Source organism: Pseudonocardia sp. Cha107L01, from assembly GCF_052566575.1.
The window spans coordinates 2,192,251-2,218,698 of record NZ_CP199579.1 but is presented as its reverse complement, the minus strand read 5'-3'; the positions used below and the strand labels follow the sequence as shown (position 1 = coordinate 2,218,698).

At 71.3% G+C, this 26,448-nt stretch carries 22 protein-coding genes; 12 read left to right on the top strand and 10 right to left on the bottom strand.

The window, feature by feature from the left end:
• Positions 1 to 71: 71 nt before the first annotated feature.
• Genes ACTXG6_RS10615 through ACTXG6_RS10600 form a run of 4 tightly spaced genes read left to right on the top strand, consistent with a single transcriptional unit; the run spans position 72 to position 5,221 of the window.
• Positions 72 to 1,088 (top strand): NAD(P)H-dependent glycerol-3-phosphate dehydrogenase, encoded by a 1,017-nt coding sequence (locus tag ACTXG6_RS10615; protein ID WP_445187598.1) that lies wholly within the window; start codon positions 72 to 74, stop codon positions 1,086 to 1,088.
• Positions 1,085 to 2,110 (top strand): alpha/beta fold hydrolase, encoded by a 1,026-nt coding sequence (locus ACTXG6_RS10610; protein ID WP_445187597.1) that lies wholly within the window; start codon positions 1,085 to 1,087, stop codon positions 2,108 to 2,110. The genes ACTXG6_RS10615 and ACTXG6_RS10610 overlap by 4 nt, the downstream gene beginning before the upstream one ends.
• Before the next feature lie 16 nt (positions 2,111 to 2,126).
• On the top strand, positions 2,127 to 3,545 hold the full coding sequence (locus tag ACTXG6_RS10605) for a wax ester/triacylglycerol synthase domain-containing protein (protein WP_445187596.1): 1,419 nt from the start codon (positions 2,127 to 2,129) through the stop codon (positions 3,543 to 3,545).
• A 53-nt stretch (positions 3,546 to 3,598) separates the two neighbouring features.
• Positions 3,599 to 5,221, top strand: coding sequence for a class I adenylate-forming enzyme family protein (locus tag ACTXG6_RS10600; protein ID WP_445187595.1), 1,623 nt, complete (start codon positions 3,599 to 3,601; stop codon positions 5,219 to 5,221).
• A 102-nt stretch (positions 5,222 to 5,323) separates the two neighbouring features.
• Here the strand turns inward: ACTXG6_RS10600 and ACTXG6_RS10595 are convergent, their stop codons facing one another.
• A complete protein-coding gene (locus ACTXG6_RS10595; protein ID WP_445187594.1) occupies positions 5,324 to 6,583 on the bottom strand; it encodes a cytochrome P450 in 1,260 nt (419 codons plus the stop codon).
• A 196-nt stretch (positions 6,584 to 6,779) separates the two neighbouring features.
• Here ACTXG6_RS10595 and ACTXG6_RS10590 point away from each other — a divergent pair, with 196 nt between their 5' ends.
• From ACTXG6_RS10590 to ACTXG6_RS10575, 4 genes are all read left to right on the top strand, one after another.
• Positions 6,780 to 7,958 carry an acyl-CoA dehydrogenase family protein gene (locus ACTXG6_RS10590; protein ID WP_445187593.1) on the top strand — a complete coding sequence of 393 codons (1,179 nt, stop codon included), beginning with the start codon at positions 6,780 to 6,782 and terminating at the stop codon, positions 7,956 to 7,958.
• 9 nt (positions 7,959 to 7,967) lie between these two features.
• Entirely contained in the window at positions 7,968 to 9,173 is a 1,206-nt protein-coding gene (locus ACTXG6_RS10585; RefSeq protein ID WP_445187592.1) for a CaiB/BaiF CoA transferase family protein, read from the top strand.
• Positions 9,170 to 10,966, top strand: a complete 1,797-nt coding sequence (locus ACTXG6_RS10580) for an acyclic terpene utilization AtuA family protein (protein ID WP_445187591.1) — start codon at positions 9,170 to 9,172, stop codon at positions 10,964 to 10,966. Before ACTXG6_RS10585 ends, ACTXG6_RS10580 begins: the two co-directional genes overlap by 4 nt.
• A 142-nt stretch (positions 10,967 to 11,108) precedes the next feature.
• Entirely contained in the window at positions 11,109 to 11,603 is a 495-nt protein-coding gene (locus ACTXG6_RS10575) for a hypothetical protein (protein ID WP_445187590.1), read from the top strand.
• 123 nt (positions 11,604 to 11,726) lie between these two features.
• Here ACTXG6_RS10575 and ACTXG6_RS10570 read toward each other — a convergent pair whose 3' ends face one another.
• From ACTXG6_RS10570 to ACTXG6_RS10550, 5 genes are all read right to left on the bottom strand, one after another.
• The gene (locus ACTXG6_RS10570; protein WP_445187589.1) at positions 11,727 to 12,665 is read right to left on the bottom strand and encodes an LLM class flavin-dependent oxidoreductase; all 939 of its coding nucleotides are present in this window, start codon (positions 12,663 to 12,665) and stop codon (positions 11,727 to 11,729) included.
• Positions 12,662 to 13,822 carry an acyl-CoA dehydrogenase family protein gene (locus tag ACTXG6_RS10565; protein ID WP_445187588.1) on the bottom strand — a complete coding sequence of 387 codons (1,161 nt, stop codon included), beginning with the start codon at positions 13,820 to 13,822 and terminating at the stop codon, positions 12,662 to 12,664. The genes ACTXG6_RS10570 and ACTXG6_RS10565 overlap by 4 nt, the downstream gene beginning before the upstream one ends.
• A gap of 2 nt (positions 13,823 to 13,824) precedes the next feature.
• Positions 13,825 to 14,583: an SDR family NAD(P)-dependent oxidoreductase gene (locus tag ACTXG6_RS10560; protein ID WP_445187587.1), complete on the bottom strand. Its 759-nt coding sequence runs from the start codon at positions 14,581 to 14,583 to the stop codon at positions 13,825 to 13,827.
• Positions 14,584 to 14,649: 66 nt separating this feature from the next.
• Positions 14,650 to 15,450, bottom strand: coding sequence for an enoyl-CoA hydratase-related protein (locus ACTXG6_RS10555; protein WP_445187586.1), 801 nt, complete (start codon positions 15,448 to 15,450; stop codon positions 14,650 to 14,652).
• A 69-nt stretch (positions 15,451 to 15,519) separates the two neighbouring features.
• Positions 15,520 to 16,665 carry an acetyl-CoA C-acyltransferase gene (locus tag ACTXG6_RS10550; protein WP_445189968.1) on the bottom strand — a complete coding sequence of 382 codons (1,146 nt, stop codon included), beginning with the start codon at positions 16,663 to 16,665 and terminating at the stop codon, positions 15,520 to 15,522.
• Between the two features lie 39 nt (positions 16,666 to 16,704).
• On the opposite strand from ACTXG6_RS10550, the gene ACTXG6_RS10545 reads away from it, so the two are divergent.
• The 4 genes from ACTXG6_RS10545 (at position 16,705) to ACTXG6_RS10530 (ending at position 19,967) form a co-directional block, all read left to right on the top strand.
• The gene (locus tag ACTXG6_RS10545) at positions 16,705 to 17,490 is read left to right on the top strand and encodes an enoyl-CoA hydratase/isomerase family protein (protein ID WP_445187585.1); all 786 of its coding nucleotides are present in this window, start codon (positions 16,705 to 16,707) and stop codon (positions 17,488 to 17,490) included.
• Positions 17,483 to 18,589 (top strand): LLM class flavin-dependent oxidoreductase, encoded by a 1,107-nt coding sequence (locus ACTXG6_RS10540; RefSeq protein ID WP_445187584.1) that lies wholly within the window; start codon positions 17,483 to 17,485, stop codon positions 18,587 to 18,589. Before ACTXG6_RS10545 ends, ACTXG6_RS10540 begins: the two co-directional genes overlap by 8 nt.
• Positions 18,586 to 19,371: an enoyl-CoA hydratase/isomerase family protein gene (locus ACTXG6_RS10535; protein WP_445187583.1), complete on the top strand. Its 786-nt coding sequence runs from the start codon at positions 18,586 to 18,588 to the stop codon at positions 19,369 to 19,371. Before ACTXG6_RS10540 ends, ACTXG6_RS10535 begins: the two co-directional genes overlap by 4 nt.
• A 101-nt stretch (positions 19,372 to 19,472) precedes the next feature.
• Positions 19,473 to 19,967, top strand: coding sequence for a MarR family winged helix-turn-helix transcriptional regulator (locus ACTXG6_RS10530; protein WP_445187582.1), 495 nt, complete (start codon positions 19,473 to 19,475; stop codon positions 19,965 to 19,967).
• Positions 19,968 to 19,974: 7 nt separating this feature from the next.
• Here the strand turns inward: ACTXG6_RS10530 and ACTXG6_RS10525 are convergent, their stop codons facing one another.
• The 4 genes from ACTXG6_RS10525 to ACTXG6_RS10510 all read right to left on the bottom strand — a co-directional run bounded on the left by ACTXG6_RS10525 (position 19,975) and on the right by ACTXG6_RS10510 (position 26,359).
• Positions 19,975 to 21,627, bottom strand: a complete 1,653-nt coding sequence (locus ACTXG6_RS10525) for an AMP-binding protein (RefSeq protein ID WP_445187581.1) — start codon at positions 21,625 to 21,627, stop codon at positions 19,975 to 19,977.
• Positions 21,628 to 21,726: 99 nt separating this feature from the next.
• Complete coding sequence (locus tag ACTXG6_RS10520) at positions 21,727 to 22,092, bottom strand: hypothetical protein (RefSeq protein WP_445187580.1); 366 nt, start codon at positions 22,090 to 22,092, stop codon at positions 21,727 to 21,729.
• 38 nt (positions 22,093 to 22,130) lie between these two features.
• On the bottom strand, positions 22,131 to 24,005 hold the full coding sequence (locus tag ACTXG6_RS10515; protein WP_445187579.1) for a peptidyl-prolyl cis-trans isomerase: 1,875 nt from the start codon (positions 24,003 to 24,005) through the stop codon (positions 22,131 to 22,133).
• A complete protein-coding gene (locus ACTXG6_RS10510) occupies positions 24,002 to 26,359 on the bottom strand; it encodes an RND transporter (RefSeq protein WP_445187578.1) in 2,358 nt (785 codons plus the stop codon). Before ACTXG6_RS10510 ends, ACTXG6_RS10515 begins: the two co-directional genes overlap by 4 nt.
• Positions 26,360 to 26,448 lie beyond the last annotated feature (89 nt).

Here is a 26,448-nt window from a genome sequence, read left to right as displayed (position 1 = left end):
CACCGGACGGTAGCTGACGTTCGAATTCGTGGGTGCGATCATCGACGAAGATCCATGTTGGGGGTGTTCCGATGCAACGCAGACAGCCCCGGGTGGCCGTGCTCGGCGCGGGCTCGTGGGGGACGGCGGTGGCCTCGATCGTGGCGGTCAGCGCCCAGACCACCATCTGGGCCCGATCGGCCGAGGTTGCCGAGGACATCGACAGCAACGGCCGCAACACCCGGTACCTCGGCGACGTCGCACTGACCGAGGGCCTGCGCGCCACCTCGGACATGGAGCGCGTGGTGAGCGAGGCCGACGTGCTGATCATGGGTGTGCCGTCGCACGGCTTCCGCGAGGCACTGGAGCAGGCGGCGCCGTACGTGCGGCCGTGGATCCCGGTGGTGAGCCTCGTCAAGGGGCTCGAGCAGGGCACCGACCACCGGATGACCCAGATCGTCGGCGAGGTGCTGCCCGGTCACCCGGCCGGCGTGCTGTCCGGCCCGAACATCGCCTCCGAGATCGTCGCCGGGTACGCGGCGGCGGCCACCATCGCGATGCCCGACCAGAACTCGGCCGCCCAGCTGGCCGCGCTGTTCCGCACCGAGCGCTACCGGATCTACTCGACCACCGACGTACTCGGCGTGGAGGTGGCCGGCGCGCTGAAGAACGTCTTCGCGATCGCCGCCGGCATGGGTGACGGAGCCGGCGCCGGCTACAACACCAAGGCCATGGTGATCACCCGCGCGGTGCGCGAGATGACCAAGTTCGGCGAGGCGCTCGGCGGCGACCACAAGACCTTCGCCGGGCTGGCCGGCACCGGGGACCTGATCGTCACCTGCACCAGCCCGATGAGCCGCAACCGCCGGGTCGGCGAGGAGCTTGGCAAGGGCAAGTCGATCGACGAGGTGATGGCCGGGATGCACCAGGTGGCCGAGGGCGTCAAGGCGGTCAGCGCGGTGATGGACGTGGCCGACCGGCTGGGCATCGACATGCCGATCGCCGCCGAGGTGGACGGCGTGGTCAACAAGGGCGGCACCGCCGAGGACGCCTACCGGGGCCTGCTCAAGGACACGCCCGGGCACGAGGTGCACGGAGAGGGCTGGTGAGCCGGCGCAACCTGCTGATCACCGTCGGAGCGGCCGGCCTGGCAGCCGGCGCCGCCGGCGTGCTGGTGACCAGGGCCCGGCAGCGGGCCGACGACGTGGCCGGGGTCGGCTCGGACTTCGGCGAGCCGGTGCTCGACCCGGCGAACAGCGCGATCGTGCACGCGGAGCGGGTCACCGGCCAGGTCACCGAGTACATCTCCCCGGACACCGCCGGGCACCGCGGCGGCTCCGGCACGCCGATCCTGCTGCTGCACGGCATCAGCGTCACCTGGCGGACCTGGAAGCCGGTCCTGCCACTCCTGGAGCAGCACCACGACGTGATCGCCCCGACGCTGCTCGGGCACAGCGGCGCGGCACCACTGGCCGAGGGGACCGCCCCGTCACTGGACGCGCTGGTCGACGGGGTGGAGGCGGAGCTGGACAAGCTCGGCCTCGACCGGGTGCACGTGGTGGGCAACTCGCTGGGCGGCTGGATCAGCCTCGAGCTGGCCCGGCGCCGCAGGGCCCGCTCGGTGGTGTTGTTCTCCCCCGCCGGCGCCTACCGCTCCAACCTGCGGATGGCCCTGCTCACCGCCGGCATGCGGGCCGGCTTCGAGCTGATGGAGAACCGCGGCGACTGGCTCGAACGGCTGGCCCGCACCCCGCGCGGGCGCCGGCTGCTGCTGTCCTCGCAGGTGGCGCACCCGGAACGGTACGACCCCAGTCAGCTGGTCGCCGACATCCGGGCGATCCGCAACGCCCCGGTGGTCCGCCCGCTGCTCGGGGTGCTGATGGACAAGCCGTTGGCGCCGCTGCCCGACCCGGGATGCCCGGTGCGGGTGGTGTGGGCGGAGAAGGACCGGGTCATCCCGTTCCAGCACTACGGTGAGCCGATGCTGGAGCTGGTACCCAGCGCTGAACTGATCATGCTCGACGGAGTCGGCCACGTACCGATGTCGGACCGGCCGGACACGGTGGCCCGGCTGATCCTCGAGGTGACCGACGCGGTGGATCGGGGCACCGTCCCGGTGGCCGGCGGATAGGAGCGGGGTGGTGTCGGTGACCGAGATCGACGGGCGGGACTGGGGCGGGCCGGCCCGGATGAACCCCTCGGAAGCCCTGATGTGGCGGGCCGAGGGTGACCTGCGCACCCGGTCCAGCGGGCTGCTGCTCGAGCTGCTGGACTCCGCCCCCGAGTGGGACCGGTTCCTCGCCGCGCACGGCCGCGCCGTCCAGGCCATCCCCCGGCTGCGGGACCGGGTCGTCGAACCGCTGCTGCCGGTGGTCCCACCGACCTGGACCGAGGACGCCCATTTCGACCTGAGCTACCACGTGCAGCGGATCCGGCTGCCCGAACCCGGCTCACCTCGGCAGCTGCTGGATCTGGCCGGCCAGCTCGCCTCCCGGCCGCTGGACGTGAACCGGCCGCCCTGGGAGGCGACCCTGGTGGAGGGCCTGCCGGACGGCAAGGCCGCCTACCTGCTCCGGTTGCACCACGCCATGTCCGACGGACTCGGCATCGTGCAGCTGCTCGGCATGGCGCACAGCCAGACGGCCACCCCCGGCGGCACCCGGCTGCCCTCGGGGATCACCGAAACGGCCGCCGCCACCTCCACCACCCCGCTGAGCCTCGTCGCCGACGGCCTGCTCGAGGAGATCGCCGGCGCGCCGGCCCGGGTGTTCGGCGCGGCGACCGGCGCACTCGGCCTGGCCGGGCGGGCGCTGCGGGACCCGGTCGGCACCGCGCAGCGGGCGTTCGGCTACGGCCTGTCGCTGCGCCGGATGCTGAGCCCGCCGGCGGCGGAGCGCTCCCCGCTGCTGCGCGGCGGCGGGTTCGGCTACCAGCTGGTGCTGCACGACGTGGCGCTGGCCGAGCTCAAGGCGGCCGGCAAGGCGGTTGGCGGCTCGGTGAACGACTGTTTCCTGGCCGGCGTCCTCGGCGCGTTCCGCCGCTACCACGAACACTTCGGGCAGTCCGTCGACCAGCTACCGATGGCGATCCCGATCAGTCTGCGCGACTCGAACGACCCGATGGGCGGCAACAAGTTCACCGGCGCGCGCTTCGTGGCGCCGATGGGCGAGGCCGACCCCCGGATCCGGATCCAGCTCGTCCGCGAGTTCATCCTGAACGTGCGGGCGGAGCCGGCCATCGGCTTTCTCGGCCTGATCAGCCCGGTGCTCAGCAAGCTGCCGGGCGCGGTGCTCACCGAGATCACCGCCAACCTGACGAAGGTCTCCGACGTGCAGGCGTCCAACATCCCCGGCCTGAGCCACCCGGTCTACCTGGCCGGCGCGAAGGTGCTGCGGATGTACCCGATCGGTCCGCGGCCGGGGGTGGCCGCGATGGTCACCATGGTGTCCTACGACGGGATGTGCTGCATCGGGGTGAACCTGGACCCGGACGCGGTCACCGACCTCGCACTGTTCGAGGACTGCCTGAGCAAGGGGTTCGACGAGGTGCTCGCGCTCGGTCGGTGACAGTGCACATAGTCTAGTTGTCGAGTATTGCGTACTAGACTAAAATCGGTCGCGTGTCAGTCACCGGTGATCACGCGTTCTGGGGTACCTCCGTCGAGCGCCGGGACGGGGCCATCCCGTTCCTGTGCTACTCGCCCCGGCGCCGGCACGTCGTCGAGCTCCTGGACGACGCAGCCCGCTGGTCGGACCGCACCCACCTGATCCAGGGCGGGCGCCGGCTGAGCTTCGCCCAGATGTTCGCCGCGTCCGCCCGGGTGGCGGCCCAGTTCGCCGAGGCCGGCCTGCGCCCCGGTGACCGGCTGCTGCTGCTCGCGGCGAACTCGCCGGAGTGGGTGATCAGCCTGTGGGCCGGCCTGCGGGTGGGCGCGATCGTGGCGCTGGGCAACGGCTGGTGGAGCGGCCCGCTGGTGGAGCACGCGGTGGCGCTGATCTCGCCCCGGCTGGTGCTCGCCGACGACAAGCGCGCCGCGCTGGTCCCGGCCGGGGTCACCGTGCTGACCGTCGACGAGGTGCGCGACCGCGTCGACGCCGGCGCGGCTTCCGGCGAGGCGGCAGCCGCCGTGCCCGCCCCGCCGCCCGGCGCCGAGGACGACCCCGCCGTGATCATCTTCACCGCCGGTACCACCGGGGCGCCGAAGCCCGTCGTGCTGGCGCACCGCTCGGTGATCGCCAACCTGCACAACCTGCTGGTCATGTCGCGCCGGCTGCCGCAGCAGGTGGACGGGTCCCGGCCGCCGGCGGTCAGCCTGCAGAGCGGCCCGCTGTTCCACATCGGCGGCCTGCAGTCGCTGCTGCTGGCGCTGCTCGGCGGGAACACCCTGGTGTTCCTGGAGGGCCGGTTCGACCCCGGGCAGGTGCTCGACGTGATCGAGCGCGAGCGGGTCACCTGGTGGGGCGCGGTGCCCACGATGGCCTCCCGGGTGCTGGAGCACCCGTCGATCACCGGCCGCGACCTGGACTCGGTACGGTCGATCTCGATGGGCGGCGCGCCGGTACAGCCCGCGCTGGTGGAACGGCTGCGGAAGGCGTTCCCGAACGCCGGGCGCGGCATGTCCACGATCTACGGGATGACCGAGACCGGTGGCACGGTGGCCGCCGCGTCCGGCGTCACCATGACCGAGCACCCGACCACCGCCGGCGCCCCGCTGCCGGTGGTGGACCTGCGCATCGACGCACCCGACGCGGAGGGCGACGGCGAGATCGTGGTCCGCACGCCGGGCCAGATGGTCGGCTACTGGGGCACCGCGCCCGGGGACACCGCGGCCGACCTGATCGACGCCGAGGGCTGGGTGCACACCGGTGACCAGGGCCGCGTCGTCGACGGGCTGCTCTACGTGACCGGCCGGATCAAGGACCTGATCATCCGGGGCGGCGAGAACATCGCGCCGGCGCACGTCGAGGCAGTCCTGCTCGGGCACCCGGCGGTGCGCAACGTCGCGGTGCTCGGACTGCCCGACCCGGACCTGGGCGAGCGGGTGGCAGCGGTCGTGCAGCTGGAGCCCGGCGCCGAGGTCGGCGAGGCCGACCTCGCCGCGTTCGCCGCAAGCGAGCTGGCCCGCTACGAGGTGCCGGCCGACTGGTGGCTGCGCACCGAGGAGCTGCCCATGCACGACTCCGGCAAGACGGACAAGCGCACCCTGCGCGCCGACTGGCCGGCCACCGCCCCCACCCACTAGAAAGAAAGCGCACCGCACACCCGCTTCGTGCGCCGCACATCCACTGGAGCGGCTGTGCGGCGTACAGAACGGGTGTGCGGCTGGGGGGCGGACGTTCGGGGGTCAGCGCTTTTCGGGGGTCCAGGTGCCGGGCATCTTCATCACGCCGTTCATGAAGTTGGACAGCATGATCGTCCGCTCGCCGACCTTGAGGTCCTTCATCCGGGTGTAGATCTCCCACATCTCGGCCTTGAGCATCTGCTTGCCGAGCATGTTGCCCAGGCAGTAGTGCGGGCCACCGCCGCCGAACGCCTGGTGCGGGTTGCTCTTGGCCGCCCGGGTCACGTCGAGCGTGTCGGGGTTCTCGAACACCTCGCCGTCCCGGTTGCCGGAGATGTACCAGAGCACCACCTTGTCACCGGCTTTGATCGTCTCGCCACCGAGCTCGTAGTCCGACACCGCGGTGCGCCGGAAGTGCATCAGCGGCGGCTCCATCCGCAGGCACTCGTTGACCGCGTCGTCGGCCCGGTTGTCGAAGTCCTCGAACACGTACGCCAACTGGTCCGGGTGCTGGTCGAACAGCGCCAGCACGTGCGCCATCGAGTGCCGGGTGGTGTCGTTCGCCGCGCCGGCCAACAGCGCGAAGAACACCCCAACCTCCTCCACCGTCATCTTCTCGCCCTCGTACTGCGCCTGCGAGACCCAGCTCATCAGGTCCTCGGTCGGCTTCTTCTGCCGCTCCTTGGCATGACGCAACGCGACCTCGCCGAGGCGGCTGGTGGCATCCGCGAACACCTGCAGCGGCGAGCCGATGTGCTTGTACTCCGGATCGCTCCAGGCACCCATCTGCTCGGACAGATCCATCACGTACTGCCGCTCGTCCCGGTCGGCGATACCGAAGAACGACGCGAAGATGCGACCCGGCACCTCCTTCGTGATCAGCTCACACAGGTCGCCCTCGCCCAGCGGCGCGGCATGATCAATGATCTCCCGCACCGTCCGCCGGGTATCCTCCTCGACCTTCTTGATGTGCTTCGGGGTGAACGCCACACTGATGATGTTGCGGAAACTGGTATGCCTCGGCGCGTCGGTGACGATGAACGACAACATCGTCTCCAACTGCGGGAAGTCGTCCAGGAAGACACCCTCGGCCGAGCTGAACACCTGCGGGTTGCGCGACACCTCACGGATGTCCGCATGCTTCACCACCGACCAGTAACCCTGGGCATTGTCCAGGTTGGGGTCCAGCGCCTCCGGCGGGCCGTGCCAGCTGACCGGCTTGTTCTCCCGCAGCCACTTGAACGTCTCGTGGTGCACCTGGCGGGGCTTCGCCCAGAACTCGAGCGGGCTGAGGTTGTGGTCGACGGTCTCGGTGGTCGTCATGGTGATCCCCTGTCTTCGGTGCACGTCCGCACCCCAGTGTCGGGGGAGAGTGAGCTGCGACACGCCTCCCTAAATGGGCAAGTTCCCACTCCCTTGGGGGTGGCCCGCCCGGTGGTGACGAACCACTGCCGGACTGGACATTTAGTCGAGGACTCATTATTTTTGCACTAGACAAAGAGAGCAGAGGGAGCGCACCGTGGATTTCGCGGAGCACGAGGACCATCGGGCGATCCGGGCCGCGGTGCGGGACGTCTGCAAGCAGTTCGACGACGACTACTGGATGCGCCTGGACGCCGAGCACACGTTCCCCTGGGAGTTCTACCGGGAGATGGCCAAGGGCGGCTGGATCGGCATCGCCATCCCGGAGGCCTACGGCGGCGGCGGGCAGGGCATCACCGAGGCGTCGCTGGTGCTCGAGGAGGTCGCCGCGTCCGGGGCCTGCATGAACGGCGCCAGCGCGATCCACTTGTCGATCTTCGGTATGCACCCGGTGGTGCTGCACGGCAGTGAGGAGCTCAAACAGCGGGTGCTGCCCGCGGTCGCCTCCGGTGAGCTGCACGTGGCGTTCGGGGTGACCGAGCCGGACGCCGGCCTGGACACCACCTCGATCAGCACCCGCGCGGTCCGGGACAACTCCGGCGACTCCCCTGGCTACCGGATCCACGGCCGCAAGGTGTGGACCTCCAAGGCGCTCGAGTCGGACAAGGTACTGCTGCTCACCCGCACCACGCCGAAGGCCGAGTGCGCCAAGCCGACCGAGGGCATGACCCTGTTCGTGGCCGACCTGAAGGACCCGGCGGTACACGTCACCGCGATCCCCAAGCTCGGCCGCAACGCGGTGGCCTCCTGCGAGGTGGTCTACGACGGGCTGCGGGTGGCGGACCGGGACCGGGTCGGCGAGGAGGGCAAGGGCTTCCGGTACCTGCTCGACGGGCTGAACGCGGAACGGGTGCTGGTCGCCTCCGAGGCGCTGGGCATCGGCCGCGCCGCGGTGCGCAGGGCGGTGGCGTACGCCAAGGAGCGGGTGGTGTTCGGCCGCCCGATCGGGCAGAACCAGGGCATCTCGTTCCCACTCGCCGAGTCGCACGCCCGGCTGCGCGCCGCCGAGCTGGCCATCCGCGAGGCGTCCTGGCGGGTCGATCAGCGGCTGCCTTCGGGCGAGCAGGCGAACACCGCGAAGTTCCTGGCCGCCGACGCGGCGTTCAAGGCGGCCGACGCCGCGGTGCAGACGCACGGCGGGTTCGGCTACGCCTCGGAGTACCACGTGGAGCGGTACTTCCGGGAGGCCCGGCTGCAGAAGCTGGCCCCGGTGCCGCAGGAGATGGTGCTCAACTACATCGCCGAGCATGTACTCGGCCTGCCCAAGTCCTATTAGGAGTCCCGCGTGACGCAGCACGGCGCGAGTGCGCCCTTCCCGCTGGCCGGGGTGCGGGTGCTCGACCTGTCCCGGGCGCTCTCCGGGCCGTACGTGGGTCGGCTGCTGTCCGACCTGGGCGCCGAGGTGGTCAAGGTCGAGGTCCCCGGCACCGACATCACCCAGGCGTTCGGGCCGCGCAGCCACGGGCACTCCGGGTTGTATGTGCAGGTCAACACCGGCAAGACGAACATCTCGCTGGACCTGACCACCGAGGCCGGCGCGGAGCTGCTGCGTGAGCTGGCCGGCCGGGCACACCTGGTGGTGGAGAACTTCCGGCCCGGCACGCTGGACCGGCTCGGCGTGGGCTGGTCGGCGCTGTCCGGACGCAACCCGTCGCTGGTGATGCTGTCGATCTCCGGGTTCGGCCAGTGGGGACCGGAGGCGACACGGCAGGCGTACGCCCCGGTGCTGCACGCCGAGACCGGGCTGCTCGGCCGGCAGGCCGAGGTCGATGGCGCGAAGCCGAACGACCTGGTGATGTCACTGGCCGACTCGGTGGCCGGGTTGCACGGGATGATCAGCGTGCTGGCCGCGCTGCGGGTGGCCGAGCAGACCGGCGCCGGGCAGCACATCGACCTGTCGATGTTCGAGGCGATGCTGGCCACCGACGACTACACGCACTACAGCCTGGAGGGCACTTACCCGGTGTGGCCGGCCCGAGGCACCATCTACGAGATCGCCGGCGGCCCGCTGCTGGTCGCCGGTGACCTGAAGTTCCTGTGGCACCGGCTGTCCAGGGGACACGGCCTGACCGACCCGGACCCGACGGCCGAGACCTCGGTCCGGATCGCCGCCAGGGCGCAGGTGATCAAGGACTGGGTCGAGGGGTTCACCGACCGTGCCTCGGCGATTGCCGCACTGGAGAGCGCCGGGGTGGCCTACGCCGAGATCCGTACCCCGGCGACCCTGATGGAGTCCCCGACGGCTGTCGCCCGGGAGGTGTCCGCCCAGGTGGACGACCGCGACGGCGGCACCCGCCCGGTGATCCGGATGCCGTACCGGTTCTCCGCCGCCTCCTGCGAGCCGCGCGCCGGTGCGGCGTACGTCGGCGAGCACAACGCCGACGTACTCGGCCGGTGGCTCGGGCTGGCCGCCGAGCAGGTCGCCGACCTGGAACACGACGGCGCGCTGCTGCCGGCGCAACTGCCCGAGCCCGCGGAGGGGACCCGATGAGCAACACCGGACCGGTCCGGATCGGCAACTGCTCCGGCTTCTACGGCGACCGCATCGAGGCCGCCAGGGAGATGGTCGAGGGCGGCCCGATCGACGTGCTCACCGGCGACTACCTCGCCGAGCTGACCATGCTCATCCTGTGGAAGGCCAGGCAGAAGGACCCGTCCGCCGGCTACGCCCGCACCTTCCTCACCCAGCTCGAACACGTACTGGGCACCTGCCTTGACCGGGGTATCCGGATCGTCAGCAACGCCGGCGGACTGAACCCGGCCGGGTTGTCCGAGCAGATCCACCAGCTCGCCGAGCGGCTCGGGCTGCACCCCAGGGTCGCCCACCTGACCGGCGACGACCTGGTGGACCGCCTCGACGAGCTGGCCGCGGCCGGGGTCGACCTGGCCAACCTGGACACCGGGCAGCCGCTCGCCGACTCCGACCGCAAGCCCATCTCGGCGAACGCCTACCTGGGCGGCTGGGGCATCGCGGAGGCACTCGGCGCGGATGCCGACATCGTGGTCTGCCCCCGGGTCACCGACGCCTCGCTGGTGGTCGGCCCGGCGGCCTGGTGGCACGGCTGGGCCCGCGACGACTTCGACGCACTGGCCGGTGCGGTCGCCGCCGGGCACGTGATCGAGTGCGGCCCGCAGGCCACCGGCGGCAACTACTCGTGGCTGTCCGAGATCACCGATCGGCGCTACCCCGGCTTCCCCATCGCCGAGGTCGCCGCCGACGGCAGCAGCGTGATCACCAAGCACGAGGACACCGGCGGGCTGGTCTCGGTCGGCACGGTCACCGCGCAGCTGCTGTACGAGATCGCCGCGCCGGCCTATCCCAACCCGGACGTGGTGGCGCACTTCGACACGCTGAGCCTGACCCAGGAGGGGCCGCACCGGGTGCGCATCGCCGGCACCAGGGGCACCGCGCCGCCGGAGACCCTGAAGGTCGCGCTGAACCAGCTCGGCGGCTACCGCAACACGATGACGCTGGTGCTCACCGGGTTGGACATCGCCGAGCGGGCCGCCTACGCCGAGCAGCTGTTGTTCGAGGTGCTCGGTGGCAAGGACCGGTTCGCCGAGACCGATGTGCGACTGCTGCGCTTCGACCACCCGGACGCCGGGTCGAACCCGGAGGCCACCGCCCACCTGCGGATCACCGTCAAGGACCCGGACCCGCGCAAGGTCGGCCGGGTGTTCTCCAACGCCACCATGGAGCTGGCCCTCGGCGGCTACGCGGGCTTCCACACCACCACCCCACCCAGCCCCGAGGCCGCGTACGGGGTGTACTGGCCGGCCCTGGTGCCCAGCCGATTCGTCACCCAGACCGCCGTACTCCCGGACGGAACCGAGCGCGCCATCCCGCACACCCACCCCCGCGAGTCGGGGATTCCGTCCGGGCGAGTCGGGAATTCCGTCAGCCCAGCGGTGGGCGCGCCGGGGGAGGCCCTGGACTTCGGGCCGACCGAGCGGGCCCCGCTGGGCACGCTGTGCGCGGCACGCTCGGGCGACAAGGGCGGCAATGCGAACGTCGGGCTGTGGACCCGCACCGCCGAGCAGTACGCCTGGCTGCGCCAACACCTCACCGTGGCCACGTTCCGCGAACTGCTGCCGGAGGCCGCCGAGCTCGTCGTGCAGCGCCACGAGCTGCCGAACCTGTTCGCGCTGAACTTCGTCGTGGTCGGCCTGCTCGGCGAGGGCGTTGCGTCCAGCACCCGACCGGATCCGCAGGCCAAGGGGCTCGGCGAATACCTGCGTTCCCGGCTGACCGACATCCCGACTGGGCTGATCGGGGCGGGCTGACTCCGAGCGGTCACTGACTTGGGTGAACGGCAGGTCCCCTACCAGCGCAATGCGCACCCTCAGCCTCCCCCGTTCGTTGCACCAGGAAGAGGTGTCGGGTCACCGAGGACTTGACCGCGCCCTGGAGAGGACAGAACCGAGCATGAACCACACTGCCCGGCGTGCATTGCGAGCAGGAGTCAGCGTCGTCGGCCTGGCCGCGCTCGGCGCTTCCCTCACCGGCACCGCGTATGCCGCGACCGGTACCACCGCGGTTCCCCAGGCTCAGCAGCAGGACCCGGCCGCCGCACTGCCCGACGCCGCACCGGGCAGCTCCGCCGGTGGCGCGCAGAACCTGCACAGCTTCGAGCTGCCCACCGCCGCGTCCATGCCCGGCTCGACCTCGGTGCCCGCGGCCAACCCGCTGACCAGCTCGGACTCCGGCTCGGACGACAGCTGCGGGCCGTCCCACGCCTCGCACGACTACACCTACGGGTACGACGGCGACAAGTCCGACGACGAGAGCTACGACAGCGACGACGAGGACGCCGACTGCACCGGTTTCCAGGGCGACGACGAGTCGAACGGGTACAACGGCTACACCGGCAAGGACCAGGACCGGCTGGACGAGAACCACTACCGCTTCGCACCGCTGTAACCGGCGGCGACACGACGGTCCCCAGATCCACTCTCCACTCGCGGGGTGCGGCAGAGGCCCTCGATCCACCTCGGTGGGCCGGGGGCCTCCGTCGTTTCCGCGTGTCGGGTTATGACGACCCGGTCAGCCGGCGAGCAGGCGGCGGACCTCGGCCACCGCGTCCACCCCGGCCTGCCAGTTGGGTGAGCAGGGCACCAGCGTCAACGACCGCGCCCCGCCCTCGACATAGGGCCGCAGGAAGTCGGCGACCTGCGCGGGCGTACCGGCCGGGCAGAGCCGCTCGAACCTGTCGAACGGCAGCTTGTACAGCGCCTGCATCTTCTCCGCGACCAGCTCCCGGGCCACCGAGGCGTCGTCGGCCAGCCCGCACCACACCTCGAAGCCGTGCTGTTCGGGCACCGGGCGCCCCCGCTCCTGGGCGAGTGCGGCGATCTGGGCGACGAACTCGGTGAACTTGCGCGCCGAGACGAACATGGCCAGCCAACCGTCGCCGTGCTCCACGGTGCGCTGCAGCGTCGCCTCGGACTTGCCGCCGATCAGGATCGGCACCTCCGGCTTCTGCGCCGGCAGCACCGCGCCCGCCTCGATCGTGAAGAACTCGCCGGCGTGGTCCACCACCTCACCGGTGGCCAGGCGGCGCAGCAACCCGAGCGACTCGTCGATCCGCCGCCCCCGGGTCGCCGGGTCCACCCCGCAGTTGCTCACCTCGGAGCGGTCCTCGCCGCCGACCCCGACGCCGAGGGTCAGCCGACCGGGTGCCAGCGAGGTCAGCGACGCCAGCGAGCGGGCCACCGTCATCGGGTGCCGCAGCGCGAGCTGATACACCCCGATCAACACCGACAACCGGTCCTCGGTGGCCAACGCGGCGGCCGCGCCGAGCATCCCGTCGAACCCGGTACCGCCGTGGAAGCTCACGTGATCGGCCACCACGACGTGGTCGATGCCGGCGTCGGCGATCCGCCCGAGCAGCGCGCGCCGCTCGCCCGGGGACACGCTGAGCACCTGGTCGTGCACCGACGTCCCCACGGTCACAGCACCGCCGGTCACAGCACTGCCGGTCATGACAAACCCGCCTTCCGGTACACGTCCTTGGCGATGATCCGCTTCTGGATCTCCGAGGTGCCGTCCGCGATCAGATAGGCCATCACATCGCGGTAGCGCTGCTGCAGCGGGAACTCCGTCGAGTAGCCGAGGTTGCCGTGGATCTTCAGCGCGGCCTGGATGGCGTCCAGCGCGACCTGCGGCGGCCACCACTTGCTCATCGCGGCCAGCGCGGTGTGCGGCTGGCCGACCTGCCGGGCCCACAGCGCGCGATAGCACAGCAGCCGGGCCGCCTCCAGGTACGTGGCGTGCTCGGCCAGCGGGAACGACACACCCTGGAACTCGCCGATCTTCTGGCCGAACGCCTCCCGTTCCTGGGCGTAGCGGGCCGCCTCGTCCACCGACGCCCGCGCGGCACCCAGGCAGAGCAGCCCGAGCGCGGAGCGGCTGAAGTCGAAGTGGTGCATCGCGGCGGCGAAACCGCGGCCCTCCTCACCGACCAGATGATCGGCCGGCACGAACACCGAGTCCATCGCGACGGAACCCCAGCCCAACGGCAGGCAACCCATCCCCGGCTGGTGGCGCACCGACACCCCCGGTGAGGACATCGGCAGCAGGAAACAGGAGATCCCCTTCGACCTGGCCGAACCGGGATGCCGGGCGTAGATCAACATGCTCGCCGCAACGGTCGCGTGAGTGATCGCGATCTTCTCCCCGGACAGCCGCCAACCACCCGGCACCGGCTCCGCCACCGTGCGCAGACCGGCCGCATCCGAGCCGGAACCCGGCTCGGTGACCGCGATACCCGACACCGCATCGCCGGCGATCAGGGGCGGGATGTACTGCTCCCGCACCGCACGGCTGCCGCCCTCACCGAGCTGCGCGGCCACCAGACCGCTCTGCACCGGCGCGGCAGCCACGTTCACATCACCGTAGGCCAGCGTCTCGGTGGCCAACCCCAGCGTGACCGGGTCGTCCGGACTGACCCCGGTACCGCCGAACTCCTCCGGCAACCCGATACCGAGAACCCCGAGCGCGGCCAGCTCCTTGTGCGCGTCCCACGGGAACTCCGCTTTCGCGGCACGGTCGCGGTACGCCGGCAACAACCGGGTGCGGGCGTACCGGGCCAGCTCGACCCGGTACGCCTCCTGCTCCTCGGTGAACGCGAAGGACAGCACCCCTACACCATCGTGTAGCCGCCGCTGACGCTGAGCACCTGACCGGTGATCCACGCCGACAGCGGTGAGGCCAGGAACAGCACGGCGCCGGCGATGTCGTCCGGCGAGCCGAGACGGCCCAACGGATACGCCCTGGCCAGCTTGTCCGCCCCGCCCACCTGCTCGATGAACGCCGAGCTGCCCGGCGTCACCGTGGTGCCGGGCGCGACCGCGTTGGCCCGCACGCCCTTGCGCCCGACCTCCAGCGCCAGGCTCTTGGTCACCGCGATCACCCCGGCCTTCGCGGCGGCGTAGACGCTCATCGAGTGCTCGCCGGTGCGCGCCGAGTCGGACGCGATGTTGACGATCCGGCCCTGGGTCTCCAGCAGGTCCGGCAGCGCGCCGCGCATCATGTTGATGGTGCCGATCAGCGTCACGTCGATGACCCGCTGGGTCTCCTCGGCGGTGGTGTCCGCGAACTTCTTGATCGTCCAGGTGGCGGCGTTGTTGACCAGTACGGACACCGGTCCCAGCTGCTCGCGCACGGACGCCAACCCCTGGCGCACCGACTCCTCGTCGGCGATGTTCAGCTCCACGCCGATCGCGGTGCCGCCCTTGCCGGTGATCTGCTCGGCGACGCTCTTGGCGGCATCGGCGGACAGGTCGGCGATGGCCACCTTCGCGCCGGCCTCGGCCAGCAGCATGGCGATTCCTTCACCGATACCGCTGCCCCCGCCGGTCACCACAGCGACGTCCGAGCTCAGGTCGATCTGCACACTCATGTCGTTGCCCTCCGGGTCGTGAGTGGCGGGTGGTCCCCGGGGACCACTCGCCACTCACGGGGGTTGTCAGTGCTGCTGGAAGTACTTGTCGAAGTCGGGCTGGCGCTTCTCGGCGAACGCGGCGGCGCCCTCCTTGGCCTCGTCGGTCTGCAGGAAGGTGTCCAGGCCGGCGATCGCCAGCTGGGACAGCCCGCCCTGGTGATCGGTGTCGGCGTTGAACGAGTGCTTGAGGAAACGCAGCGCCGTCGGGCTGTAGCTGGCGATCTTCTCGCCCCACTCCTTGGCCGCCGGGAGCAGCTCCTCCTTGGGCACCACCTTGTTCACCAGACCCCAGCGCTCCGCGGTCACCGCGTCGTACTTGTCCAGCAGGAACCAGATCTCCCGGGCCCGCTTCTCCCCGACCACCCGGGCGAGGTACGCGGAGCCGAAGCCACCGTCGAACGAGCCCACCCTCGGCCCGGCCTGGGCGAACGTGGCGTGTTCCGCGGCGATCGAGAGGTCGCACAGCACGTGCAACACGTGGCCGCCACCGATCGCGATGCCGTTCACCGCCGCGATCACCGGCTTCGGCACGTCCCGGATCAGCCGGTGGAAGTAGGCCGCCTCGAACAGTCCGTTCTCGGTGGGGCCGTAGTCGCCGGTCTCGGCGCGCTGCTTGACGTCACCGCCGACGCAGAACGCACGCTCACCCGCACCGGTGAAGATGATCGCGTGCACCGAGGTGTCCGCCCAGGCGCGCTTGAACGCATGGATCAGCTCCTCGATGGTCTTGGCCCGGAAGGCGTTCATCCGCTTCTCGCGGTCGATCGTGATGACCGCGTTCGGCCCATCGACCTCGTAGCGGACATCCTCGTAGGCGGCCGTCATGTCAGTCCTTCCACTGCCTGGGGGAATCGGTATCGGAAATCGGTATCGGGATTCGGCACAGCCGACATCTCAGAGTCGTTCGAGCAACGTGCCGGTACCCAGCCCGCCACCGCAGCACATGGTCACCAGTCCGTAGCGGCCACCGGAGCGGCGCAGTTCGTGCACGGCCTTGGTGGTCAGGACGCAGCCACTGCCGCCCAGCGGGTGTCCCATGGCGATCGCGCCGCCGTTCGGGTTCACCTTCGCCATGTCGACGTCGGTGTCCGCGGCCCAGGACAACACCACCGAGGCGAACGCCTCGTTGATCTCGACGAGGTCGACCTCGTCGATGCCCAGCTTGTTGCGGCGCAACAGCATCGGCGTCACCTCGTGCGGCCCGAGCAGCATCATCACCGGGTCCACCCCGACCGTCGCGGTGTCCACGATCCGGGCCAGCGGCTCCAGGTTCAGCTCCGCCGCGCGCCGCTCACTGGCGACCAGCACCGCACTCGCGCCGTCGGAGATCTGCGAGGCACTGCCGGCGGTGTGCACGCCGTCCGGGACCACCGTCTTCAACGCGGCGAGCGCCTCCGCACTGGTCTCCCGCAGTCCCTCGTCGCGCGAGACCACGGCACCTTCCGGGTCGGTGATCGGCACGATCTGCCCGTCGAACCGACCGTCGGCCCACGCGGCCGCGGCGCGCTGCTGCGAGCTGAGCCCGAGACCGTCGGCCTGCTCCCGCGTGACGCCCCACTTCTCGGCGATCCGCTCGGCGGCCTGGTACTGGTTCAGGAACTCGTAGCGCTTGAGGTAGTCCTTCGGCACCGGGCGGCCCAGGTCGAAGTCCTTGCGGAAGTTCGACCCGATCGGGATCCGGCTCATCGACTCGACACCGCACGCCAGCGCGAGGTCCACCACGCCGGCACCGACCAGCGCGGATGCCAGGGTGAGCGCCTGCTGCGAGGACCCGCACTGCGCGTCCACCGTCGTCGCGGCCACCGACTCGGGCAGCCCCTCGGACAGCCACGCGGTGCGCGCCAGGTTGAACGACTGCTCGCCGACCTGGGCGACACAGCCGCCGATCACCTGGCCCACCGACGCCGGGTCCACCCCGGCCTTCTCCAGCGCGGCCCGCTGGACCCTGCCCAGCAACGTCGCCGGATGTATCTGGGACAGCCCCTTGCCCCGGCGTCCGAGCGGGCTGCGTACCGCCGATACGATCACAGATTGCTCCACCACTCGATAATAGAGTGCTAGAGCTTTTATACTCAAGCGGTGACCGAGTCTGAAGCCGTGAACCACACCGTCGTCGACCGCGTTTTCCGGGTCAGCCTGAACCGCCCGCCGGCCAATGCACTGGGCCTGCCGCTGGTGACCGGCCTGGAGCGAGCCCTGGACAGCTTCGAGAAGTCCGATGCCCGCGTGCTCGTCATCACATCCGCCCTGGACGGGTTCTTCGCCGCCGGGGCGGACATCAAGCTGATGGGGTCCTTCTCCGGAGCGGGCGGCGCGGCGGACTTCGCCGCCTACGGCGAGCAGCTGCGCGGCCCGCTGAACCGGCTCTGCGCGTCGGAGCGGCCGTCCATCGCCGCCATCGAGGGGCTCGCGCTCGGCGGTGGCCTCGAGCTCGCGCTGGCCTGCACCCTGCGGGTCGGCTCGCGCACCGCGCGGCTGGGCCTGCCGGAGGCCAAGCTGGGGCTGATCCCCGGCGCCGGCGGTACCCAGCGGCTCCCCCGCCTCATCGGCCGAGGCCGCGCGCTGGACATCATGCTCACGGCCCGCGACGTGCTGGCGCAGGAGGCGTACACGATCGGGCTGCTGGACCGCCTGGTCGAGCCAGGCACCGCGGCGGACGAGGCGATGGCGCTGGCCACGACGCTGTGCGGCCGCTCCGGCGACGCGCTGACCCAGATCATGCGGTGCGTCGACGACGCCGCGGACCTGCCCCTCGAGCAGGGCCTGGCCCGCGAGGCGGAGCGGGTGAACGAGCTGTACACCGGACCGGAGGCAACCGAGGGCCTGCGGGCCTTCCTGGCCAAGAGGCGGCCCAACTATGTCTGAGCAACTGGCCACGCCTGAGCAACTGGCCACGCCTGAGCGGCACGCGACGGCCGAACAGCTCGCCACCCGGGGCATCACCGTGCTGCGCGGCGGGGTCGCGCAGATCGCGGCGGCGGCCGGTGCGGCGGAGCGCCTCGGCTTCCACTCGGTCTGGTCGCCGGAGTTCTACACCCGCTCGGCGGTGGTCACGCTGGCCCGGATGGCCGGCACCACGACCACCGCCAGGATCGGCAGCTCGATCGCCTACGGGGTGGGCCGCTCGCCGCTGACCATCGCCACCGAGGCGCGCAGCCTGGACGAGGTGAGCGGCGGCCGCCTGGTGCTCGGCCTCGGCACCGGCACCCGGCGGATGATGCACGACTGGCACGGCGAGACCCCGGACGGGCCGGCCTCCCGGATGGAGGAGCTGGTGCCGCTGCTGCGCCGGCTGTGGCGGCTGCACGAGGGGCCGGTGCGCCACGAAGGGCGGTTCTACCACGTGGACATCAAACCGACCGCCGAGGTGGACGCACCGCTGCGCGCGGACATCCCGGTCTACACCGCCGGGGTGAACGCGCGGATGGTCGAGGTGGCCGGGCGGGTCGCGGACGGCTTCCTGGGGCACCCGCTGTTCGCCCCGAGCTACGTCGACGAGGTGGTCCGGCCGGCGATCGCCACCGGCGCCGCGAAGGCCGACCGGGACCCCGCCCAGGTCGCCGTGTGCGGTGTGGTGATCTGTGCGGTCGCCGACGACGAGGAGCAGGCCCGCCGCGAGGTGGCCGGCCAGCTGGCCTTCTACACCGCACCGAAGGCCTACGCCCCGGTGCTGGCGCTGGCCGGTTTCGACTCCGCCGCCTCGGCGATCCGGGCGGCGTTCGCGGCCGGTGACCACAACGCGATGGTCGCCGCCGTACCCGACGCCATGATCGACGCCCTCGCGGTGGCCGGCACCCCGGCACAGGTCACCGAGAAGCTGCGTCGCTACGACGGCGTACTGGACCACGTGATCGTCTACCCACCCAGCTTCCGGCTCTCGGCCCAGCGCTGCGACGAGCTCGTCGAGGCGCTGCTGACCCATGCCGCGCCGAGTACCGACATCCCCGAGGGAGCATCCGTATGAGCGAGCTGAAGACCGAGGTCCGGGACGGCGTCTACTGGCTGCGCCTGAACCGCCCCGATCGACGCAACGCCTGGTCCGCGGCCAGTGGCGCGGCGATGACCGAGGCGCTGCTGCGCGCCGAGTCGGATCCCGAGGTGCGCTGCGTGGTGGTGACCGGGGAGGGTGACGCGTTCTGCGCGGGGGTGGACCTGCGGGACGGGTTCGAGCGCACCCCGGCCGGCGGGCCGGACCTGCACGGCATGCACCGCCGCCACTTCGTACCCACGATCCTCGGGCTGCGTACGTTGCCGCTGCCGGTGATCACGGCGGTGAACGGCCCCGCCGTCGGTTTCGGCGCGAGCCTGGCGATGGCCGGCGACTTCCTGGTGATGGCCGAGTCGGCGTTCCTGCGGCTGGCGTTCGTCTCCCTCGGGCTCAACCCGGACAGCGGCGGCACCCACATGCTGCCGGCGCTGGTCGGTCGCCAGCGCGCCACCGAGATCGCCATGCTGGGCGAGTCGGTGACCGCCGCGCGGGCGGTCGACTGGGGCATCGCGCACCGGGCCGTGCCGGACGGCGAGCTCGAGGCCGCCGTCGGCGAGCTGGCCGCCCGGTTGGCCGCCGGCCCGAGCAGGGCCTACGCGGCGATCAAGCGCGCCTTCAACGCCGGCGAACGGCCCTCGTTGGCCGAGCAGTTGGAGCTGGAGGGCGAGCTGGTGCACTCGCTGGCCGGGACCCACGACTTCGCCGAAGGGGTCAGCTCCTTCCTCGAGCGGCGCCCCGCCAAGTTCGAAGGTCGGTGACCGGCCGATCGGCCGACAGCGCCCCGCCGGCGATAGCCCGTATCCTCAACAGTCCAGAGGTAGACAAACGCACGGACGATGACCAGCAACGAGGGGGCTCGATGACCGCGGATGCGGATGCGGTGGAGTACACCCGCCAACACTGGGCGGAGAGCGGCCAGCCGGCCGCCGATCACTTCGCGGCGCTGGCCGCCCTGATGCGTACCCATCAACTGATGGTCAATGAGCTCGACCGGCTGCTCAAGCCGCACAGCCTCAGCCGGACGGCGTTCCTGCTGATGGCGACCCTGTTGATGTCCCGCGAGCACACCCGGCCGCTCGGCCAGCTGAGCAAACACCTGATGGTGCACCCCACCACGGTCACCCTGGTGATCGACCAGCTCGCGGGTCGCGACCTGGTGACGCGGCGGCCACACCCCACCGACCGGCGCACCGTGCTGGCCGCGCTCACCGACGAGGGCCGACGCGTGGTGACCAAGGCAAGCGAGGACCTCGCCACCGCACAGTTCGGACTCACCGGGGTGAACGACGCGCTCGCCCAGCGGGTGACCGCGGTCCTGGGTCAGGTCCGGACCAAGATGGGCGACCTCGACTGAGCCCGGATCAGCCCTCGGCGGCGGGCAACAGCTTCTCCCGCAGGGCGAACTTCTGCACCTTCCCGGTGGCGGTCATCGGCAGCTCGTCGATGAGCTCCAGGCGCTCCGGCAGCTTCACCACCGCGATCTTGCGTTCCGTCTTGAGGTAGCTGGTCAGCTCCTCGAAGGTGGGCGGCTCGCCGGCCGGCACCACGAACGCGCAGGCCCGCTCGCCGAGAACCCGGTCGGGCATCCCCACGACGGCCACGCTCGCCACCTTGGGGTGGGTCAGCAGGTGGTCCTCCACCTCACGGGCGGAGATGTTGGTGCCGCCCCGGATGATCAGGTCCTTGATCCGGCCGGTGACCCGCAGGTACCCGTCGGCGTCCACCCGGCCCAGGTCGCCGGAGTGCGAGACACCGCTGGCCTCGATCGCCTCGGCGGTGCGCTCCGGGTCGCGCCAGTAGCCGAGCATCAGCCCGGGTCCGCCGTGGCAGATCTCGCCCTCCTCGCCCGCCGCGACCTGGGTGCCGTTCTCCGCCTGGATACGCAGGTCGACACCGGGCAGCGCGCGCCCGTCCGAGTTGAGCACCCGTTCCGGGTCGTCGTCGCGGCGGCAGCTGGTGACCAGCAGACCCTCACTGCGCCCGTACACCGGCAGCAGTGAGCAGTCCGGGAACTTCGCCCGCCAGTCCGACAGCAGCGACGGCGGGATCGGCGCGCCGGCACTGACCCAGACCCGCAGCGACGACAGGTCGTGCTGTTCGGGGTCGAAGACGTCCACGGCCATCCGGACGAACGGGGTGGCGGCCATGCTGGCGGTGCAGCCGTGCTCCTGGATCCGCTTCAGCCCGGCGGCCGGCTCCCAGGTGTCCATCAGGTGCATGCCACAGCCGAGCACGATCGGCGTGGTCACGCCCATGGCCAGGCCGGTGGCGTGGGTGATCGGCGACGGCATGAACATCACGTCGCCGGGCCCGAGCCCCATCACGTCGGCGCCCAGCGAGTGCACGGTGTAGCTGAACGTGTTGAAGGTGTGGAAGCAGCCCTTGGGCCGGGACTCGGTGCCCGAGGTGTAGATGATCGCGTGCGCGTCGTCCGCGTGCGGCAGCGGGCCGAGCTCGTCCGCACCCGGGACGTCGGTGCCGGCGACCAGGTCCTCGAACCGGGACTCGCCCTCGCCGGCCTCGGTCCGCACCGTGATCACGTGACCCAGCGTCGGGCAGTCCGGACGGACGTCGCGCAGCATCTGGTGGTAGTCGAACCTGCGGTACTCCCCGCAGATCACCGAGACCTTGGCACCCGCGTGGTTGATCGCATAGCGGACCTCGTCCCAGCGGTAGATCGGCATGGTGGGGACCAGGACCCCGCCGATCCGGGCCAGCGCGGCGTAGACCACGACGAACTCGTTCCAGCTGGGCAGCTGCACCTGCACCCGGTCGCCGGGTTCGACGCCCAGCCCGCGCAGCTTGGCGGCCAGCCGGTAGGCCTGGCCGTGCAGCTCGCTCCAGGTCAGCGTGCCGTAGCCGTCGGAGACGGCGGTCCGGTCGGGCTGCGTGGCGGCCCAGTGCTCCAGTTGCTCGGCCAGCGAGCCGTCCCGCCAGTGGCCGGCCTGGCGGAACGACGCGATCGTGTCGGCCGAGTAGCGGTCTTCAGGTCGGATGAGGTCGGACTGGCTCACGGGCACCTCGCTGTACGCCGAATAATGTCTAGCGGACGATTATCGAAGACTAGACTATTTTCCGGCGCCGCGAAACCGCTGGAGCACTCCGGACCGCGACTACTTGACCTGCCCGGCCCGCCCCCGGCTGAGCAGGAACCCACTGACCGTGCCGACGAGCAGCGCGACGGCGGCGAACAACACGATCACCCGGTAGTCCAGGTGGCGCTCGCTCAGGTAGATCAGCGGCACCACCAGGGTGTAGCTGATCAACGCCGCGACCGCGCCGCTGAGCACCGGGGAGTCCGCCGTCCGGGTCCGCCAGGCCGCCACCACGGACGCGGCCACCGCGCCGACCACCAGGAAGATCAGCCCGGCCAGCGGGTTGATGTTCGACACGATCGGGTTCACCAGGCCGCTGATCACCAGCACGGTGAAGCCGGTGGACGCGCCGCGCACCACCAGGACCCAGTCCACCCGGTCCATCCAGGCACCCCAGTCACGGGACTGGGTCGCTCGCGGTGTCACCGCGACGGCTGGGTGACAGCCGGAGCCCCCGGCTGACCGGCCGGAGCCGGCGCGGCACCAGGCTGACCGGCCGGCGCGGGCTGACCGGCCGGAGCCGGCGCGGTACCGGGCTGACCGGCCGGAGCGGGCTGACCGGCCGGAGCCGGCGCGGTACCGGGCTGACCGGCCGGAGCAGGCTGACCGGCCGCCGGGGCCGGCTGACCCGCTGCCGGAGCGCCCTGCTGGCCCGGCGCCGGCTGACCGGCCGAGGGCAGCGCGTCCGGGTCGGCCGGCCGGTAGGTGTCGGAGTAGCGGACCCCGGCCTTCTTGATCAGGTCGGTCAGGTACGAGCCCCAGACGGTGGCGGACTTCTCGCTGATCAGTCGCTGCCGCAGCTGGTCCTTGATCTTGTCGAACACAGCCGGCTGCGGCGGCTGGGCCTGGATCACCCGGCCCACGTTGAAGCCGCCGCGGGTCTGCACCGGTCCGAACACCGCGCCGACCGGCGCCGCGAACGCCTGGGCGGCGTATTGCGGCTCCAGGTCCTGCGCGCTGACCGGGCCGAGGTCGCCGCCCTTGCCCTTGGTGCTGTCGTCCATGCTGCGCTGTTGGGCCACCTGCTCGAAGTTGGCACCGCTGTTCAGCTGGGCGATGACCTGGTCCGCGTCCACCTGGCTGGCCACCACGATGTTGTGGATGTCCCGCAGCTCCGGGGTACCGAGCTGGGCGCGCCGCTGGTCGAACGCCTGCTGCACCTCCTGGTCGGAGACCGTCACACCCGAGGTCACCTGGGTCACGAGTTGTTGCAGCACCATCTGGCGCTTCAGCTCGGCGAGCACCTTGGCCTCCGAGGTGCCCTGGTTGCCCAGCGCCTGCACGTACTTGTCGTGCCCCTCCGGCCCCTCGCCGTAGTACTGGGTGATGTAGCGGGCCAGCACGTCCGACACCTGCCGGTCGGCGATCGCGACCTGCCGGTCGGCCGCCGCCTTGTCGATGATCATGGACACCGCGGTCGCCTTGGCGAAGTCCCGGCGGAACTGGTCCAGCTTGGGGCCCTCGGTGGGCGGCTGGACGCCGAACAGCGCCTTGTCGGTCTGCACGTCGTCGTCGAGCTGGCTCACGGTGACGTCCTGGCCGTCCACCCGGAAGGCGACACCCTCGGCGAGGTGCGTGCTCTTGTACCAGTAGAACCCGCCCCCGGCGAGCGCGAGCACCACGACGAGCGCCACCCCGGCCAGGATCCGGCTCTTCGTCGTCGCGAGCAGCGTGGCCGGCTGACGCCAGCTAGGGCGGTCCGAGGGTCCGGGGACCGCCGGGGCGGGCGGTTCCACCGAGTCGGTCTCCGACTCGGTGCTGGCCTCGGTGTCCTTCGACTCGGTGTCCTTCGACTCGGTGGCCGCTGACTCGGTCGCCTCTGACTCGGTCGCCTCTGACTCGGTCGCCTCTGACTCGGCGGGCTTCGACCCCGATTCGACGTCGGGCTCCGGCTCGACAGCGGGGGGCGTCTTCGCCTCGGGCTCTGCCGCCTCGGGCTCTGCCGCCTCGGGCTCTGCCGCCTCGGGCTCTGCCGCTTCGGGCGCCGCCGCCTCGGGCGCCGCCGTGGCTTCCGCCAGCGGCTCGGGCTCTGCCTTCGCTGCCGGTGACGCTTCCACCTCGGGCTCGGCCTTGCCCGCCGGCTCAACCGCGGCGGCGGAAGCCTTGGTCTCGGCCCCGGTCTCGGCCCCGGCCTCGACCCCGGTCTCCGTTCCGGCTCCCGGTTCCGTCGCGGCGGCGGCCGTCGGCTCGGCGCCGTTGACCTCCTTCGCCACGCCCGTCCCATTGGTCTCGGGCTTCGCCTCGTCGCGCTGGGTGTCCACGGCCACGGATTCGTCCACCTCGTACTTCGACTTCATGAATGTGCTCCAAGCAGGGAGTCCTGCCGAAGTTGGCTCGGGCCGCCCGGCCCCGCCGCCGCACCGTCCGGTCTCGCGGTGAGACGGACGACGCAGAGCGAGGAGAGCAGCGCCAGCAGCACGGCGCCCGCGAGTAGCAGGCCGAACTCCCTCACGACGGCGATCCCGGAGATCATCAGGACCGCGTAACCGACTACGGATGTCGCTGTCACGAGCAGCACGGCGCGGCGCAGCGCGGGGTTGCTACGCCGGCTCGCCTCGGACAGCAGAACGGTAAATTCGCACCCCACGGCCGCCGTCAGCGAGCCGAGCGCCACCGTGATCGGCGACAGTGGGGTACCGGTCAACCACAGCAGGAACAGGCCGGCCCCGGTGGCCAGCATCGCCGCCACCACGGCGCGCAACGCGTCCCAGCGGCGGCGCAGCCCGAAGGCGAGCACCAGCCCGGCCGCGATCACGCCGAGCAGGTTCGCCTGGATCCGGTCGGCCGAGACGAGGTCTTGGCCGCGCGCCGCCACGATCGGCAGCCCGGCCAGCTTGACCTGGTAGCCGAGCGGCGGCGGAGGCAGCGAGTTCAGCAGGTTGGCGCGCAGGTCCTCGGTGCTGGCCAGGTCGTTGATGCGGACCCCGTAGACCATCACCGAGGTTCCCCGGTCCAGGCTCACCACGGCGCCGGTGAGGTACTGCGGCAGCAGCCGCATCGCCGCGTCGATCTGGCCAGGGCTCGGCGTCTCGCCGAGGAACGTGAACAGCATCGGCAGCGAGATCACCCGGTGCGCGCGGTCCCCGTACTTCGTGATGATGACCTGTTCGGACTGGTCCATCCAATGGACCGCTTCGGGCGAGGTCATGTCCTTGCCGGTGAGTACCACGTCCAGCTCGCCGGACGAACCGATCACGTCCTCCACGTGCTGGGCGTCGTTCAGCGCGGGCAGCCCGGCGGCGAACTGCTCGACGTCGGTCTGCAGCCCGAGCCGGGGGAGCATCGCCCAGCCGAACCCGGCGATCACCAGGGCGACCACGAACACCACCGCCGGACCGCGCCGAGCCAGCACCCTGGTCTTCAGCGCGACCGTCACGGCCTCCCGCAACGGCACCCGCCGCACCGGCCCGGTGTCCTCGGCGGCTGCCGAGTCGTCAGCCGAGTCAGCCGAGTCAGCGGCCGAGTCAGCGGGCCCCCGGTACACCAGCCGGCGGGCCAGGATGCCCAACACGGCCGACAGCAGCACCCCGATGGACAGGGTCAGACCCAGGTCGCGGACCAGCGGCAGCGGCGAGAGCACCAGCGTGCCCAGGCTGGCCGCCGTCGCACAGGCCACCGTCAGCACGGTGCGCACCCTGGCCCGCACCGCGAAGTACGTCGGGTAGTAGCAGCCGATACCGAGCACCACGGACAGGAACGCGACCACGCCGATGGACAGCGGCCGGTGCAACCAGCCGAAGATGGCCAGCGTCAGCCCGATCGCGATCAGTGTGGTCAGCAGCGGCACCAGCCGCCGGGACCGGCGAGTCCACGGGACCAGCCAGAAGCACAGCCCGACTGCGAGCAGGGCGATCCCGCCGAGCAGCGGGCCCTCCCGCTTCACCTGGGCGCTCAGCGCGGCAACCACCGCCGGTACGCCGGAGACGGTCACCTTGACGTCGGGCAGCTTGGCCGCCGCCACGGTGGTCTGCACCGCTTCGACCAGCCGCTGGACGGACGCCGCGTCGGCACCCTCCCGGGGCCGGATCAACAGCGCAACCGCGTGCTCGGAGGGCACCACGAACCGCCACTGCGGACGCGGGCCGCCCGGGCCGAAGACCACGGTGTTCACGAACGCCTGGTTCCGCAGCGTGGGCAGCCCCGCGGGCAGTCCCTCCACGATGAGCGTCCCGTAGCGCTGGTCGAACCGCATCAGCACCTGGGCCTTGGCCGCCGCCGCCTCGGCTGGTGACTTGCCGGCCTGCAGCGCCATCACCTCGGCGCGGCTGGCGTCCCCGTCGCGGCGCCCGATCAGTTCGGTGAGCAGGTTCTGGGCCTGCCCGGCGATCTGGTTGAGCAGGGTGCCCGGCCCGTAGACGGTGGCCACATCGGGCAGGTTCGAGAGCTGTCCCTCCAGCTGGACCAGCGGGATCATGTCCTTCGAGCCGGTCAGCTCACGCGGCTGCGGCGACTCGAGCAGCACGACGATCGGGTCACCGCCGAAGAGCTGGCCGACCTGGTTGAGCTCGGCGACCGTCGGGTCGCTGGACGGCAGGAACGAGTCGATGCCGGTCTGCACCTGGGACCGCATCAGGCCACCGACCATGAACGCCGCCACCAACAGCACCGCCACCCCGGCCAGTGCCCGGCGCGGCGTCAGAGCCGCCTTCACGGCCGAGGGCCGGCCGAGTCGCACAAGACGACTCAACCGGCCCCCGATACCGCTGTCCGTGCCACGAGTGCGGCTGGTGGGCCGCTCCG

Excerpts from the sequence above, each read along its gene's own strand:
- ACTXG6_RS10615 (WP_445187598.1), top strand. The coding sequence starts at position 72 with ATGCAACGCAGACAGCCCCGGGTGGCCGTGCTCGGCGCGGGCTCGTGG.
- ACTXG6_RS10595 (WP_445187594.1), bottom strand. The coding sequence starts at position 6,583 with ATGACGACCACCGAGACCGTCGACCACAACCTCAGCCCGCTCGAGTTC.
- ACTXG6_RS10580 (WP_445187591.1), top strand. The coding sequence starts at position 9,170 with ATGAGCAACACCGGACCGGTCCGGATCGGCAACTGCTCCGGCTTCTAC.
- ACTXG6_RS10575 (WP_445187590.1), top strand. The coding sequence starts at position 11,109 with ATGAACCACACTGCCCGGCGTGCATTGCGAGCAGGAGTCAGCGTCGTC.
- ACTXG6_RS10570 (WP_445187589.1), bottom strand. The coding sequence starts at position 12,665 with ATGACCGGCAGTGCTGTGACCGGCGGTGCTGTGACCGTGGGGACGTCG.
- ACTXG6_RS10560 (WP_445187587.1), bottom strand. The coding sequence starts at position 14,583 with ATGAGTGTGCAGATCGACCTGAGCTCGGACGTCGCTGTGGTGACCGGC.
- ACTXG6_RS10555 (WP_445187586.1), bottom strand. The coding sequence starts at position 15,450 with ATGACGGCCGCCTACGAGGATGTCCGCTACGAGGTCGATGGGCCGAAC.
- ACTXG6_RS10540 (WP_445187584.1), top strand. The coding sequence starts at position 17,483 with ATGTCTGAGCAACTGGCCACGCCTGAGCAACTGGCCACGCCTGAGCGG.
- ACTXG6_RS10535 (WP_445187583.1), top strand. The coding sequence starts at position 18,586 with ATGAGCGAGCTGAAGACCGAGGTCCGGGACGGCGTCTACTGGCTGCGC.
- ACTXG6_RS10530 (WP_445187582.1), top strand. The coding sequence starts at position 19,473 with ATGACCGCGGATGCGGATGCGGTGGAGTACACCCGCCAACACTGGGCG.
- ACTXG6_RS10520 (WP_445187580.1), bottom strand. The coding sequence starts at position 22,092 with ATGGACCGGGTGGACTGGGTCCTGGTGGTGCGCGGCGCGTCCACCGGC.
- ACTXG6_RS10515 (WP_445187579.1), bottom strand. The coding sequence starts at position 24,005 with ATGAAGTCGAAGTACGAGGTGGACGAATCCGTGGCCGTGGACACCCAG.